Source organism: Cohnella lupini, assembly GCF_003386205.1.
GTDB classification, from domain to species: domain Bacteria; phylum Bacillota; class Bacilli; order Paenibacillales; family Paenibacillaceae; genus Cohnella; species Cohnella lupini.
This window is the reverse complement of the sequence record NZ_QRDY01000033.1, coordinates 1-15,075: the sequence shown is the minus strand read 5'-3', so window position 1 is coordinate 15,075 and position 15,075 is coordinate 1. Positions and strand designations below refer to the sequence as shown.

Sequence of the window (15,075 nt, the reverse complement as noted above, 5' to 3'; positions counted from 1 at the left end):
TGAGATGATTAAGGAAAAATACGATAGTTTATCCGCGCCCGACCGTGTTCTGAGGAGTGCCGACGAATTCCTGCCATTCCCGCGGGCAAACGACCGGGAAGCATGGGTAAAGCTCGATCCCGAGTCAAAAGAGCGATGGACGTCGTTCGCCGCAAGCCATAGAGAATTCGGCTGGCCGGCGCTCACGATGTCGAGCTACATGGACTCGAAGCGCAAGGGCGACATCCACGGTTATCTCGATCCCCATTGGGAGCGCCGCAGCGCGCTGGGCGGATTCGTGCTCGCGGAGTGCATCGAAGACGAAGGAACGTACTTGAATCAAATCGTAAACGGAATCTTCTGCGTCTGCGAAGAGACGAGCTGGATGCAGCCGATCGCGAACACGTATTTGCAGAAGAAGAATCCCGCGGAGCTGCTCCCGGCCGCATCGGATCACGTCGTCGACTTGAACAGCTCGGAGACCGCTGCGCTGCTTTCTTGGACGTATTATCTGTTGAAGGATCGCCTCGACTCGATTAGTCCGCGGATCGGCCAGCGTATTCGTCGCGAAGTTAGAGACCGCGTTCTGACTCCTTACCTGCAGAACGACGATTACTGGTGGATGGGTTTCATACAAGGTCAGCGGGTCAACAACTGGAATCCCTGGTGCAACGCCAACGTTATCATGAGCTTGCTAGTTCTGGAGGAAGACCAGGAAGTCCGCGAGCAGGGTCTGCTTAAAGTCATGCGGAGCCTCGACGTTTTCCTCGAAACGCATTCCCCGGACGGCTGCTGCGACGAAGGCCCGATGTATTGGAGCCGTTCCGGCGGTTCGCTATACGATTGCCTGGAATTGCTCGGCTTGGCGTCTTCGGGCAAGCTGAATGTTTTCGACGAACCGCTCGTTCGGGATATCGGAACTTATCTGTACAAGGTGCATATTCACGGCGACTATTGCGTCGACTTCGCGGACGGGGACGCGATCGCTCCTCTGCCTGGCGACGTCGTATACGGCTACGGCCGCAGCATTAAGGACGATAAGCTGATGCGTCTGGGCGCGAGCGCCAAAGCCTCCATACCCGCGTTGCGCAATTGGTTCCCGATCTATCGGTTTACCCGAGAGCTGTTCTCGGCGGAGGAACGCAAGCGGCTCGGCGCCCGAGCTCCTTATGCAAGGGATTCCTGGATGGCGCACGCGCAGGTCATGACGGCCCGGTCGGAGGAAGGCACGGAGCAAGGGCTGTACTTAGCGGCCAAAGGCGGGCATAACTTGGAATCGCATAATCATAACGATGTCGGCAGCTTCCTCGTCTATGCGGACGGATTGCCCGCGTTGATCGATCTCGGAACGGAAGCTTACACGATGAAGACGTTCAGTCCTCAGCGGTTCGAGTTATGGTATCTCCAATCGGCCTATCACAACTTGCCGACGGTGAACGGGACGATGCAACGGGACGGAGGAGATTATCGGGCCGACAACGCGGAGTATCGGTTGGACGGCAACGGTGCGGAGATGAAGATCGATATCGCGCGAGCGTATCCCGACGAATCCGGAATCCGAAGCTGGGAACGCGCGTTCCGCCTGCTTCGAAAGAGCGGATCGTCGATCGAGATCGTCGACCGTTTCTCGCTGAACGAGCCGACCGCTGACATTTCGTTCAGTTTGATGACTTTGTGCCCGCCGGTGCTGTCGGAACGGGAATCCGGCAAGGTCTGGCTGGAATACGCCGCAGGACGGCGAATGCGGATCGAGTACGACGAGGAGCGCCTCACGGCGTTGAGCGAGAGGATCGAGCTTACGGATTGGCGGCTGAAGGCGAACTGGGGAACGGAAGTTTATCGCCTCATCTTGTCGTTGAATGCCCCGCTGGCCGAAGGAGAATTCATACTGCGGATTACGCAAGAGGAGGAGGAGAAGGCATGACTATTGATACGAAGGTATTCGCCGAGGAATGGATCGAACAAGCTTGGACCCGGGTCGAAGCGATGGTCGCGAGGACGAGCCGAACGATCGGGGCAGCCCATCCGAGCGGGACGAAGGACGGACGTTACGTCCGAGGGCCAGAGTACGACTGGGTCGCCGGTTTCTGGCCGGGTCTGCTGTGGCTGACTTATTCGGAGAACGGCGACGAAGAGTTGAAGCGGCTGGCCGTCGAATGCGAGCGGCAGTTGGCCGATACGTTGACGACTTACGACTTGCTGCATCACGATGTCGGGTTCATGTTCGGGTTGAGCAGCGTCGCGCAATATCGGTTGACTGGAGACGCGGACGCGAAGAAGCACGCGCTCATCGCGGCGAATTTGCTGGCGGGACGTTACAATCCGCAAGGCGAGTTCATTCGCGCCTGGCCGAACTGGGACGATGAGGATCACGCCGGATGGGCGATCATCGATTGCCTTATGAATTTGCCGCTGCTCTTCTGGGCCGGCGAACAGATCAAGGATCCGCGCTACAAGCATATCGCGGTACGCCACGCCGACTCCGTCCTCCGCGACTTCTTGCGGCCGGACGGTTCGGTTTGCCATATTTTCCGGTATGACCCGGAGACGGGCGAACCTCTCGGTTCGCTGGCCGGACAAGGATACGCGGCCGATTCCGCTTGGGCGAGGGGAGCCTCTTGGGCAATTTACGGCTTCGCCCTCAGCTATCGGTATACCGGCGAGATCCGGTTCCTCGAGGCTTCCCTCCGGGTTGCGCGCTTCTTCGTCTCGCGGTTGCCGGAAGACGGCATTCCTTATTGGGACTTTTTCCTTCCGGAGGATGCGCTCAAGGCGATGCCGCGGGATTCGTCGGCTGCCGCGATCGCGGCGTCCGGCTTGCTCGAGCTGGCGGAATCGTGCGGGCAGCGGGGAGATGCGGAGGAAGCGGCTTGGTGCTGGGTCGTCGCCGAGCGCCTCGCGCGTTCGCTGTGCGAGCGCTGCGCGGATTGGGAAGGCGGCGAAGGGATGCTGCTGCACGCGACGGGTTACTATGCCCGGGGAGTTTTCGTGGACGAATCGCTGATTTATGGGGATTATTTCTTCGCGGAGACGCTCGCCAAGCTGCGGGGGCGGAATCCGTCGTTTTGGTGAAAACGACGAATTAACGAAATTAAACAAGAGGGAGAGACGACTATGGATAACCGTGATCGAATGCTGCTCGCGCAAGGAACGACGACGGCCGGAAGTCCGGATAGCGATTACCCGGGATACACGTCAATGTCCGTTCAGCTTGCGGTAGACGAAACCGCAAGAAGAGGCGGAGGCGTCGTCCAGTTGGACGAAGGCGTATACGAGATTTTCGGACCGATCCGGTTGTCCAGCCGCGTCGAGCTGATCGGAGCGGGACCGAAGACGGTTCTGCGCAAGACGGACGGCTTCAAGAGCCCATTTGTCATCGACGCGGATTTCGGAGAGTTGCGGGTGGAAGTGGCGGACGCGAGCGGATTCCGCGCGGGGATGGGGCTGCAGATTTTCGACGAGTCGCACAAGTGGGGCTGGGACGAGAGCACCGCGATCATCTCGTCGGTCGAAGGCAACGTGCTTCGGATCGATAGGCACCTGGACCGGGATTATCGGGCGGACGACGGAGGAATGGCTACGAACGCCTGCTCGATCATCGAAGCGATCGGAGCGGAGCAAGTCCGCGTGAGCGATCTGACGATCGACGGCAACAAGGCGGCGAACGAATCGATCGGCGGTTGCCGTGCAGGGGGCATCTATTTGCACAAAGCCAGCGATTGCGTCGTCGAGCGGGTAACCGTGCGCGATTTCCACGGAGACGGCATCAGTTGGCAAGTAACCGAGCGAATCTCCGTGCTCAATTGCGAGATTCTCGGGTCCGCGGGCTCCGGATTGCATCCGGGAGCGGGATCTCTCTTCTCGCAGGTGAAAGACAACGTCAGCTCCGATAACGGAACGGCGGGCTTATACGTCTGCTGGCGCGTGCAGCGAGGGGAATTCGAGCGGAACGTGCTCGCGGGCAACGCCGTTTCGGGCATATCGCTCGGGCACAAGGATTCGGACAACCGGTTCGCGGACAACGTGATCCGAGGCAACGGCAACTGCGGCGTCTTCTTCCGGGCCGAGAACGAGGCGAACGGGGCCAACCGCAACAAGTGGCATCGCAACATTATCGAGGATAACGAAGGATGCGGCATTTACGTAAGCGGCAGCTCGGTGGACAATGTATTCGAGGACAACGCGATCGGCGATACCGGAGCGGGTCGCCAGCATACGGCGATCCGGTACGGTGACGGCACGGAGTCCCGATGAAGCTCTCTTTATGCAGCATCGGCGGACGCGAAGCTCCGCTCGAGGAAGCGGCGGCGCTCGCTTCCCGTCTGAATTACGAAGGAATCGAGCTCTACGAGCCGCACATCGATCGTTATATCCAAGAAGGAGGAACGATCGGGCAACTGACGGCGCTGCTGGCGTACGTTCATCAACTTACGCCGACCGTCGTCAGCACCTACGGGAGGTTTCTCGGCGGGGCGGAAGAATACCGGAGGTGCCTCGAACGCTTCGAGAACCGCCTTTTGCCTTGGGCGACATCTGTCGGGCAGGCGCCCGTTCCGATTCGCGTGTTCACCGATTGGATCGGCTCGAAGGAAGCAACCGTTGCGCAGTGGAAAACCATGGCGGGGGGACTCCGCGAGCTTGCCGGTCTTGCCGCCCCTCTCGGCGTCGTTCTGCTGCTCGAGACGCATCAAGAGCAACCGACCGATACGAACGACTCGACGCTGCGGTTGCTCGAGGACGTCGGAATGGACAACGTGCGCGTCAACCTGGACGTATTCAACCTCTACCAGATAGGAGAAGAGCCGCTGCGGACGCTGGAGCGGCTTTATCCTTTTATATCCAATATCCATCTGAAGAACGGCTTCCTTACAGCCGGCGGAAAGGCCGATTACGGGAAGCTCTTGGGCGAAGGGGATATGGATTTCGTCCCATTCTTGCGCGCATTGAAGACGCTCGGTTACGACGGCTGGATGGGCGTCGAATGGTTCGGCGGCGAATTCGCGGAAGCTGCCGCGCTCGAGATAGATTGGCTCAAGCGTACGCTTGCGGATATCGATCCGGTTAGTTAGGAAGCTATTCTCGGCAATCGGAGGAGATCGACTCATGAGCATGAACGAAGATAAGATAATGAACATCGCGTTGGTCGGCGTCGGGGGAATGGGCGAGAGTACGCGAGGCTCGTACGCGGGAATTCCGGGAGCGAACGTCGCGCTACTTGTCGACGCGAACGAAGACGTCTGCCGCCGGGCGGCGGAAGCCATGCAGGTCGACAGATGGAGCACCTCTTTCGAGGACGCGCTGGCGCCGGACATCGACATCGTAGACATCAGCACGCCTAACCATTACCACGCCGCGCAGGCGATCGCCGCGTTGAACGCGGGCAAGCAGGTTCTGATCCAGAAGCCGCTCGCTCCGTCGGTAGAAGAAGCGGAGCGGATCGTCGAAGCCGCTCGTCGAAGCGGCAAGCAAGCCGGCATGTATATGAGCTACTTCGATAATCCTCTATTCTACGAGATCAAGGACATCATCGATCAAGGACTGCTCGGCGAAGTATCCAGCGTACGCGCCCGGGCAGGCGCGAACAGCGCCGATTTCGTCAAGCCTGGCAACTGGCGCAACTCGGCCGAGAAAACGGGGGGAGGCGCGTTGATCCAGATGGCGCTTCATCCCCTCAACATGGTGCAATGGCTCGTGGGCCGACAAGTGGAACAAGTGACTGCTTTTAGCCATAACCGGATGTCGCCGTTGATCGGGGGAGACGACGTAACGGTAGCGACCTGTTACCTGGACGGCGGCATTCTCGCGGCGGTCGAAGCATCTTATTGCAGCTACGAATTTACGCTCAGCGTCTACGGGACGAAAGGATTCATCACCGTCAGCGAGAATACGCGGGTGGAGCTCGTTCTGGGCGACGCCTACGAAGGAAGCTTCATTCGTTACGGGAAGCCGCGGCAGGTCGAGCATCTGTCGTTTCCTAATCTGTCGGTGTCCCGCGTCCGGCTCGACGACAATCCCCATGACCAGCATGCGACGTTCGTGAAGGCGATGCAGCGGGGCGAGCCTGCGCCGATCCCGGTCGATATCGGCTTGCGCGACTTGCGGATCGTCAAGGCGATCTACCGTGCGGCCGAGGAAAGGGCGATCGTCGACTTGCGCGAGAGCGTGGGATAAGGCGCGGAATACCGGAGCGGAACAATGATATTCGGCAAAGAGGCCCTAGCCGGGCCTTTTTCGCTGAATATCCTTTTTTCGTCCCTAGAGACCGGGCCAAGACCGGTGTAACGATTTAAGTAGAATTCTATCGATTTTCATGATACAACCAGGATGATATTCCCAATTGGAAGGGGCCCTCGCATGATTCGGAACCTGCTGCCTCGCCGATTCACCTTGTTCCCGAAATTGATCTTCGCTTTCATGCTCGTCATCGCTCCGCTCTACATTCTCGGCCTCGTCATTAATCAGATGGGAGAGAGCAGAATCAAATCGGAGCTCTCCTCCTCGCTGCAGTCGAGGGTGTCGTATTACCTCAGCTCGCTGGAAGCCGAGAAGGAGCACATGCAGAAGTTGGAGCAAGAGATGCTATCGGACAAGGACTTGATCGCCATCAGCGTCCTGAGCGACATCATGCCCCTGCACGAATGGAGCGAGAGGGTCATGCGGGTGCAAAGCAAGTTGCAGCTCGTCCTCAACTCCAGCGTCTACATCAAAAATGTAAGCGCTCATATGCTTACGGTGAATCGTACGCTCTCCATCAAGAACGCGATATCCGACAAGATCGAGGATGACTACGAGGCGGTCAAGCCCGGCGAGGGGATCGAATACAACGATTTTCAATATTGGAACGACCGGTTGTTCCTCGGGCTCGCTTATCCGGATGAGATTCGGAATTCCCGCACCATGCCGAATTACGTCCTGTCGATCGAGCTCGACATCGGCCAACTGAGATCGACGCTGCGAAAGTTCACCGATTACGATCGATCGGGAGCGGTGTTGCTGGGGCCGGGCAACGGCTGGGCGATCGACGGCGCGCAAGACGCGGACAAACTGGCGGTGCTCGAGAGCTTCTCGGCTAACTTGGCCGAACTCGGGACGAAGGAAGGCATCGAGCCGATCCGGATGGACGGGGAGAAAGTGCTGGCCGCTTACCGATACTCGGAGAAATTCGGCGCGTACTTGTTCGTGTACGTCCCGCAGGACCAAGTATTCGGACGAATCCATACGTACGGCATGCTGTTCTGGATTCTTTCCATCGTCTCCGTGTTCATCGTCGTCTTCTATTCCTATTGGCTATACCGTCTCATCCATATGCCGCTGCAGAAGCTGATCCGTTCTTTCCGCAAGGTGGAAGCGGGAGAGATGGCGCCGGTGTCGCTGCCCAAGAGGGGTGACGAATTCCACTATCTGTTCCAGAGATTCAACCAGATGGTCGACAATCTCCAGCAACTCATTCACCAAGTATACGAGCAGAAGCTGCGGGCCAAGAGCTCGGAGCTCAAGCAGTTGCAATCGCAGATCAACCCGCATTTTCTGTACAACACCTATTACATTCTGTTCCGGCTCGCCAAGATGAACGAGAACGAATCCGTCGCCTCGTTCAGCCGGTACTTGGGCGAATATTTCCGTTACATTACCCGCAGCAAGAGCAGCGAAGTTCCGCTAGAAGCCGAGGCGAAGCATTCCAAGACGTACGTGGAAATTCAGAACGTCCGTTTCGGCAACCGGATCGCGGTCGATTTCGGACCGGTGCCGGACGATTGCAAGGACATTATCGTGCCTAAGCTGATCATCCAGCCGATTCTCGAGAACGCCTACCAACACGGGTTGGAAAATAAAAAGGCGAACGGATCGATCGTCGTAGGGTTCTCCAGAGCCGGTGAAGTCGTCGCCATTACCGTCGAGGACAACGGCGAAAGCCTGACGGACGAGACGTTGAAGAAGCTGACGGCTGACTTGCTTGATCAGAAGCTGGACAAAGAGTACACCGGTCTGTTGAACGTGCATCAACGCCTGTTTATTATGTTCGGCGCGGAGTATGGCATTAAAGTGTCCAGGGGAGAATCGGGCGGATTGAAAGTAGACTTGCATATCGGAACGAAGCGACTCGGCCAAACTAACGAACTTCAATCGGAGGAGTGATATCCCATGTATCGGATTCTTATCGTAGACGACGAACCTGTAATCGTGGAAGGCTTGTTGGAACTGTTCCTGCAGATGAAGCAATGGGATCTCGAAGTCTATAAGGCGTACGACGGGGAAGACGCTTTGGCGATCGCGGAGAAGACGCGGATGGACATCGTTATGACCGATATCCAGATGCCGGTCATAAACGGCATCGAGCTGCAGCGGGAGCTGCGCAAGCGCTGGCCTCGCTGCCGGGTCATCTTCCTTACCGGCTACGACGATTTCAGTTATATCCAGTCCTCGATAAGGGGAGGCGTCGTCGATTACGTACTGAAGGCGGAGGGAGACGAGCCTGTCATCGCGGCCATCGAGAAGGCGATCGGGCAAATCTCCGAGGAGCTCGAGCTCGAGCAGCTCATCTCCAGCGCCCGTACGCAATGGCAGCAGACCCTGCCGATGCTTCGCAAAGAGTACTTACTCGAGCTTCTGCAGGGAGAACCGGCGGCATTCGGCGCGCGCGAAGAGCGTTTCTCCGAGCTTGACATCCCGCTATGCCCGGACAGGCCGGTCGGCATAGTGGCGGGCCGCGTCGACCAATGGCGCGAAGAAATGGGGCCGAAGGACAAGGCTTTGTTCATGTTCGCGATCCAGAACGTCGCCGAGCAGCTGTTCGAGCCGGACGTGAAGGGGCTATTCCTGACGACCGCTCCGGATCGGTTCGTCTGGCTGTTCCAACCGAAGTCGCGGGACGATGACTCTCTGGAGACCGAGGTCGTTCTCGGCCGTCTTGAATCGGTTCAAGCCGCCTGCAAGCAATACTTAAAGCTCATTTGCTCGTTCATAACCGGAAGCGAGACGTGCGCTTGGGAGGTTCTCTCCGGGAAGTACGAGAGGTTGACCGGCATGTTCTACCGAGGGCTAGGCATCGGCAACGAGATTCTGCTCTCCGACCGAAGACAGCCCGCCCCTGCCGAGTACCGAGACGCCGCGGACCTGAAGAAGGTCCACCTTCTGGGGCAATATCTGGAGCGGAAAGAACGGGATTCGTTCGACCGGTTGCTCGAGGAACTGACAATAAGCGTGAAGGAGAGAACGCGAGGACAGGAAGGGTATTCGCTGGAACTCTATGCCCATCTGTCGGCGGTATTCCTTACTTATCTGAATCGGAGGGAGTTGCTTGCTCCTTTCTCCGAGCTGCTGAACTTGAATCCCTTGTACCCGATGTCCGGCCATAAATCTTGGGACGAAGCGTCCGACTTCTTCCGCCGCCTCGCCGAGATGTCCTTCGACCGCACCTCGGACGAGAGCGAGAAGGAGACGAACGAGGTCGTGAGACGTATCCACGATCACGTGGAACGCCGGCTCGAAGGCGACCTGTCGCTCACGGCGTTATCCGAAATCGTCCATCTGACGCCGTTCTACTTATCCCGGCTGTACAAGGTGAAGACCGGTGCCAACCTGATCGACTACATTATCGCGGCACGCATCGATAAAGCCAAAGAGTTGCTGATCGGCAGTTCCTTGAAAATAGGCGAGATCGCTGTGCGAGTCGGCTACGAATCGGCGTCTTACTTCGGCCGTTTCTTCAAGAACGCGACCGGTTTGACCCCCCAACAATACCGCGACTCGATCAAGTAGGTAAAAAAGGTGGAGTCATGACGAAACATTCGGATTTCGGAATGATTCGTTATTTTCCATAATGGAGATGTATCAACCTAATCCATAGTCGCGGGGGGAATATGAAAGTGGCTTACAAAAGGAAAAAGACTTGGGCGGCAGCTTTGATGGCGGTGCTAATGTTGGTCGCGGTCGCATGCAGCAACAATAACGCCGGGAATTCGGCGAGCTCGGACTCTCCGAGCTCGAGCGCGCCGGCAAGCGCAAGCGCAGCTCCGTCAGAGTCTGCGCCGGCCGTAGCAGAGGGTCCGCTCGCCAAGTACGATCCGCCGATCGAGCTTACGACGGTCCGTCACCAGAATAGCGGCGTGAAGTTCATGGCGGGAGAAGATTGGGATAACAACATCTACACCAGAGAACTCGCGGTTCAGTTGGGCATCAAGCTGAAGAACAACTGGGTCGTGGACGATTTGCAATTTCCGAAAAAGCTGAGCGTATCGATGGTCGCAGGCGACTTGCCGGATTTCTTCGAAGTCAATCTCCAGCAGTTGCAGTTGCTCGTGGATGCCGGTCAAATCGCTGATCTGACGGAAGTCTACGATAAATATGCCAGCGATTTGACGAAGCGAAGCATCGAGGAAAGCGGCGGCGTCAAGAAGGACGTCTCGTCGTTCGGCGGCAAGCTGATGGCGATTCCGCTAGACGGCGGCGGACGTACCGACGCGCAGTTCCTGTACATCCGCAACGATTGGCTGAAGAAGGTCGGACTAGAGCCGCCTAAGAACATGGACGACGTCATTGCCATCGCCAAGGCGTTCGCGAACGACGATCCGGACGGCAATGGCAAGAAGGATACGTTCGGCCTTAGCTTGGACTTCAACCTGTTCAACGGCTGGTCGGGAGTCGACGGTTTCTTCAACGGCTACCATGCCTATCCGTTTAACCCGGGCGGTCCGAACTCGACCGGTCTGAAGCTCGTATTCATGAAGGGCGCCGACGGTCAACTGGCCTACGCGGATATTCAGCCGGAAGTGAAAACCGCTCTCGGCAAGCTGCAGGAGCTTTACAAGGCGGGTGCGATCAATCCCGAATTCGGCGTCATCAACGGCGAGAAGTCGGCCGAGATCGCCACCTCGGGCAAGGTCGGCATGACGTTCGGAGCGACGTTCGTTCCAAGCTGGCCGCTTAACGATATGGTAGCGAACGATCCGAACGTCGATTGGGGCGTATATCCGCTAGTATCCGCCGACGATCAACCGGTCAAAGCGCTCAGCAACGGCATCGTACCGACCCGTTATATGGTCGTCAACAAGAAGAGCGAACATCCGGAAGCGCTTATCAAAATGCTCAATTTCTACCTTGAAGTCAATTACGGCGAATCGCGGGACGAAGAGTACCACACGCATACCGAAGGCGATACCGTATTTAACACGTTCTCTTACGCTCCGGTTCAAGGCGGTTTCGCCTCGACGAACATCGACGACGGCCAGGCCGTTATCAAGGCGCTCGATTCCGGCGATCCATCGGCGCTAACTCCGACCGCGAAAGTGTACTACGATAACATTCTCAAGTATCGTGGCGGAGACCGCGGGCAATGGTGGTACGAGAAGACGTTCGCCAAGGGCAGCGCCTATGATCTGTTGTTCCAATACCAGGAGGGCGATAAGTTCGCCACGAACGAGTTCACCGGTTCTCCGACCGACACGATGGTATCCAAAGCGTCCGCGCTCAGAGATTTGCAAGTTCAAACGTTCACCCGGATCATAACCGGAGAGTCGCTGGATTCGTTCGACAAGTTCGTAGAGAACTGGAAGGCGCAAGGCGGAGACGCGATTACGAAAGAAGTCAATGATTGGTACGCGCAGAAGCACGCTCAATAATCGTTTAAGCAAGCACGGGCAACTAGAAAATCAATAAGCGGATCCGTGGGCGGAGGTTGATCGCCGCCCCCGGATCCGCTAGTCATTCGGAAATCGGAGGTACGGGCTTATGCTATGGTTTCGCAAACGCTGGAAGGCGGAACTGCCGTTTCATATGATGGCGCTGCCATCGGTTGTGTTCGTTCTCGTCTTCTGCTACGGGCCGATGGCCGGCGTATCGATTGCTTTCCAGCAATTCGTGCCGACGAGCGGACTGTTCGGTTCGGAATGGATCGGGTTGGACAACTTTCAATACTTATTCAGTATGCCGGATACGAAGCGGGTCATCTTCAACACCGTCTACATCGCCGTTATGAAAATGATAGCAGGGCTCGTCATGCCGATCTTCATCGCGTTGCTGCTTAACGAAATCGGTAAGAAGGCTTTCAAGAGAACCGTTCAAACGGTCATTTACATGCCTCACTTTCTCTCATGGGTTATTCTCGGGGGCATCGTCATCGACGTGCTGTCGCCGAATTACGGGTTGGTCGGCGATCTGATGGACTGGTTCGGCCTTCCGCGCGTGTTCTTCCTGGGTAACGAAAATTGGTTTCCTTATATTCTGGTCTCAACGGACGTATGGAAGGAATTCGGGTTCGGTACGATCGTCTTCCTTGCCGCGCTCACCGGCATTAATCCGGCGCTTTACGAGTCTGCCGTCATCGACGGAGCGGGACGCTGGAAGCAGACGCTGTACGTGACACTGCCCGGTATCTTGCCGATCGTCGTGCTCATGGGCACGCTTAGCCTCGGCAACGTACTGAACGCGGGCTTCGACCAGGTATTCAACCTTTACAATCCCACCGTCTATTCGACGGGTGACATTCTGGATACGTACGTCTACCGGATGGGCTTCGAGAATCTGCAGTTCGGCGTAGCGACCGCAGTAGGATTGTTCAAGTCGGCCGTTTCCTTCGTGCTCATCTCCGTTTCCTATTTATTGGCCTATCGCTTCGCCAATTATCGTATTTTCTAGCAAGGCTTCCGGGAGGGATGAACATTGGTTCAGCAAAAATCGCTCGGCCGTTCGATCTTCGTCGGTCTTAATTACTTCTTACTATCCATAATGTCCGCCCTATGCTTAATCCCGCTTATCAACGTGCTCGCGGTGTCGTTCAGCAGCTCTTACGCGATATCGTCCGGGATGGTTAAGCTGTGGCCCGTCGAGTTCACTCTCCGTTCCTACCGGCACGTGGCGTCCAAGTCCGAGTTCCTGCATTCGATGCTCATCGCTTTCGAACGGGTGGGACTCGCCCTCGTCATCAGCATGACGTTAACGATCCTGCTAGCGTATCCGCTCTCCCGGGAAGCGTCTCAGTTTCGTTTTCGCACCGGTTACGTCTGGTTCTTCGTGTTCACGATGCTGTTCTCTGGCGGTCTCATCCCCAGCTACATCGTCATCCGCAATCTCGGCATGCTCGATTCGATCTGGTCTCTCGTGCTTCCGGGAGCGGTGCCGATCTTTAACGTCATCCTGCTGTTAAACTTCTTCCGTTCGCTGCCCAAAGAGCTCTTGGAAGCCAGCTTAATCGACGGAGCGGGGCAATGGCAAACCTTATGGCGGATCGTCGTGCCGTTGTCGGTTCCGGCGATCGCGACGCTCACGCTGTTCGTCATAGTTGGACATTGGAACGAGTGGTTTCATGGCCTGATCTACATGAACTCCCCGGACCATTATCCGCTCGCCAGCTATTTGCAGACGGTCATCATTCGCAGGGACCTGTCGCTCTTGACGGATCCGGCGGAGATCAGCAATATGACGAAGCTGAACGACAGAGGACTGAAGTCGGCGCAGATTTTCCTTGGCGCGCTGCCCGTATTCTTAATCTATCCATTTCTGCAGCGTTTCTTCATAAGCGGGATCGTCATGGGAAGCGTCAAGGAATAGGAGAAGCCGATTGACGAAGAATAGGCGAATTAACCGGTGACAGGCAGGATGTCGGCATCGGTTTTTTTTCTATTTTTTTGCAAATTCAATAATATTCCTTGACTGGAATATTCCCGATATAGTATATTAATCCTGAAGCAACAGATAATCCATATGGGAGGGAAAGCATAATGAATCAGGAAGTTACGGCCTTTATCGAAAACCTGTCGAAATGGCAGGCCGACATCAGTTTAACCTTGCGAGACATGGTTCATAAGACGATTCCGGAAGTCGAAGAAAGAATTCAGTACAAGAAGCCTCATTTTCTTAAAAACGGGCATTATGCAGCTGTCATTTCACCTTCCAAAGACGCTATCGCATTTATGATTATGAATGCGGGCGGCATCGACTTTCCGAAAGGGTTCGAAGGGCCTGCCGAACGGAAATGGATCAAACTGAAGGAAGGTGCCGTGCCGGATCTTGCTCTGTTGACCGGACTTCTGAAGCAAGCCTCCAGCACGCTGTAGCGGTTAATTATCGGGAGGGGCGCACATGAATACGACCACCTTAAATGCGCTTGCGGAACCCCGCCGTTTACAGATGATTGAACTACTGCGCGATGGACCGCTTACAGTCGGTGAAATTGCCGATCGGCTGGGCCTTCGTCAGCCCCAGGCATCCAAGCATTTGAAAATCTTGAGTGAATCAGGACTTGTCGAAGTGAGGGCGGAAGCTAATCGGCGGATCTATCGATTGCGTCCCGAACCCTTAATGGAAATCGATAATTGGTTGGAATCGTTTCGCGGCATGTGGGAAGAACGGTTCGATCGCCTTTCCGATTACCTTAAACATTTGAAAAAGTCGGGGGATTCCCCGAACTCCAAGGAGGAATTCGAGTGAGTAACCAGCAAGGTCAAGGTCTTCTATTAAAACGAGAATTCAATGCACCGCGCGAACTTGTATTCAAGGTATGGACCGATCCTGAGCATTTCGGCAAATGGTGGGGACCCAAGGGGGCTTCGCTTGATGTGGTAAAGATGGATGTACGCCCGGGCGGAGTGTTTCTAGGCTGTCAGAAGTCTGCGGATGGACAGTACGTTATGTGGGGCAAGTATACTTACCAAGAAGTCCAGGCGCCCGAGAAGTTGGTTTGGGTCCAGTCTTTCTCCGACGAGGAAGGAAATATCATTCGCGCCCCGTTCGATCCGAACTGGCCGCTTGAAATTCTGAACATCCTAACGCTCGAAGAACAGGAAGGAAAGACGCTGCTAACTCTTCAAGGGGGGCCTATCAACGCGTCCGCAGAGGAACAAGCAGCATTCGATGCGATGTCGCCGATGGTTGCGCAAGGGTTTGAAGGTACTTTCGAGCAACTTGAAAATCACCTGGCAAGTCAACAATAATAAAAGTCGATTTCGATCGGTAATAAAGGAAGCCGCGGGGATATCCGAGGCCACTGAAAAAGTGTACTCAAGAAAAAAGGTACAGCAATCCTCAATTTATTGGGGAAGGCTGTACCTTTTCCTTGTATAATTAGGATATCAACCTGAAGTGGGTGGTCACCTAATGATT

The 15,075-nt window shown here is 56.0% G+C and carries 13 protein-coding genes; all 13 read left to right on the top strand.

Annotated features, from left to right (window positions below; translation table 11 throughout):
- The first annotated feature begins 4 nt into the window (after positions 1-4).
- Positions 5-1,903: a heparinase II/III domain-containing protein gene (locus DFP95_RS26755; protein ID WP_181907627.1), complete on the top strand. Its 1,899-nt coding sequence runs from the start codon at positions 5-7 to the stop codon at positions 1,901-1,903.
- Entirely contained in the window at positions 1,900-3,051 is a 1,152-nt protein-coding gene (locus DFP95_RS26750; RefSeq protein WP_115995740.1) for a glycoside hydrolase family 88 protein, read from the top strand. The genes DFP95_RS26755 and DFP95_RS26750 overlap by 4 nt, the downstream gene beginning before the upstream one ends.
- A gap of 42 nt (positions 3,052-3,093) precedes the next feature.
- Positions 3,094-4,233 (top strand): right-handed parallel beta-helix repeat-containing protein, encoded by a 1,140-nt coding sequence (locus tag DFP95_RS26745; protein WP_115995739.1) that lies wholly within the window; start codon positions 3,094-3,096, stop codon positions 4,231-4,233.
- Positions 4,230-5,048, top strand: coding sequence for a sugar phosphate isomerase/epimerase family protein (locus DFP95_RS26740; protein ID WP_115995738.1), 819 nt, complete (start codon positions 4,230-4,232; stop codon positions 5,046-5,048). The genes DFP95_RS26745 and DFP95_RS26740 overlap by 4 nt, the downstream gene beginning before the upstream one ends.
- 34 nt (positions 5,049-5,082) lie before the next feature.
- A complete protein-coding gene (locus tag DFP95_RS26735; RefSeq protein WP_115995737.1) occupies positions 5,083-6,150 on the top strand; it encodes a Gfo/Idh/MocA family protein in 1,068 nt (355 codons plus the stop codon).
- Positions 6,151-6,333: 183 nt separating this feature from the next.
- Entirely contained in the window at positions 6,334-8,115 is a 1,782-nt protein-coding gene (locus DFP95_RS26730; protein WP_181907626.1) for a sensor histidine kinase, read from the top strand.
- Positions 8,116-8,121: 6 nt separating this feature from the next.
- Positions 8,122-9,738, top strand: a complete 1,617-nt coding sequence (locus DFP95_RS26725) for a response regulator transcription factor (RefSeq protein ID WP_115995735.1) — start codon at positions 8,122-8,124, stop codon at positions 9,736-9,738.
- Positions 9,739-9,845: 107 nt separating this feature from the next.
- Positions 9,846-11,597, top strand: a complete 1,752-nt coding sequence (locus tag DFP95_RS26720) for an extracellular solute-binding protein (protein WP_181907625.1) — start codon at positions 9,846-9,848, stop codon at positions 11,595-11,597.
- A gap of 109 nt (positions 11,598-11,706) precedes the next feature.
- The gene (locus DFP95_RS26715) at positions 11,707-12,612 is read left to right on the top strand and encodes an ABC transporter permease (protein WP_115995733.1); all 906 of its coding nucleotides are present in this window, start codon (positions 11,707-11,709) and stop codon (positions 12,610-12,612) included.
- A 24-nt stretch (positions 12,613-12,636) separates the two neighbouring features.
- A complete protein-coding gene (locus DFP95_RS26710; protein ID WP_220376479.1) occupies positions 12,637-13,524 on the top strand; it encodes a carbohydrate ABC transporter permease in 888 nt (295 codons plus the stop codon).
- A 170-nt stretch (positions 13,525-13,694) separates the two neighbouring features.
- Positions 13,695-14,030 carry a DUF1801 domain-containing protein gene (locus DFP95_RS26705; RefSeq protein WP_115995732.1) on the top strand — a complete coding sequence of 112 codons (336 nt, stop codon included), beginning with the start codon at positions 13,695-13,697 and terminating at the stop codon, positions 14,028-14,030.
- Positions 14,031-14,055: 25 nt separating this feature from the next.
- Positions 14,056-14,403: an ArsR/SmtB family transcription factor gene (locus DFP95_RS26700; protein WP_115995731.1), complete on the top strand. Its 348-nt coding sequence runs from the start codon at positions 14,056-14,058 to the stop codon at positions 14,401-14,403.
- A complete protein-coding gene (locus tag DFP95_RS26695; RefSeq protein ID WP_115995730.1) occupies positions 14,400-14,906 on the top strand; it encodes an SRPBCC family protein in 507 nt (168 codons plus the stop codon). The genes DFP95_RS26700 and DFP95_RS26695 overlap by 4 nt, the downstream gene beginning before the upstream one ends.
- The last annotated feature ends 169 nt before the right edge of the window (positions 14,907-15,075 follow it).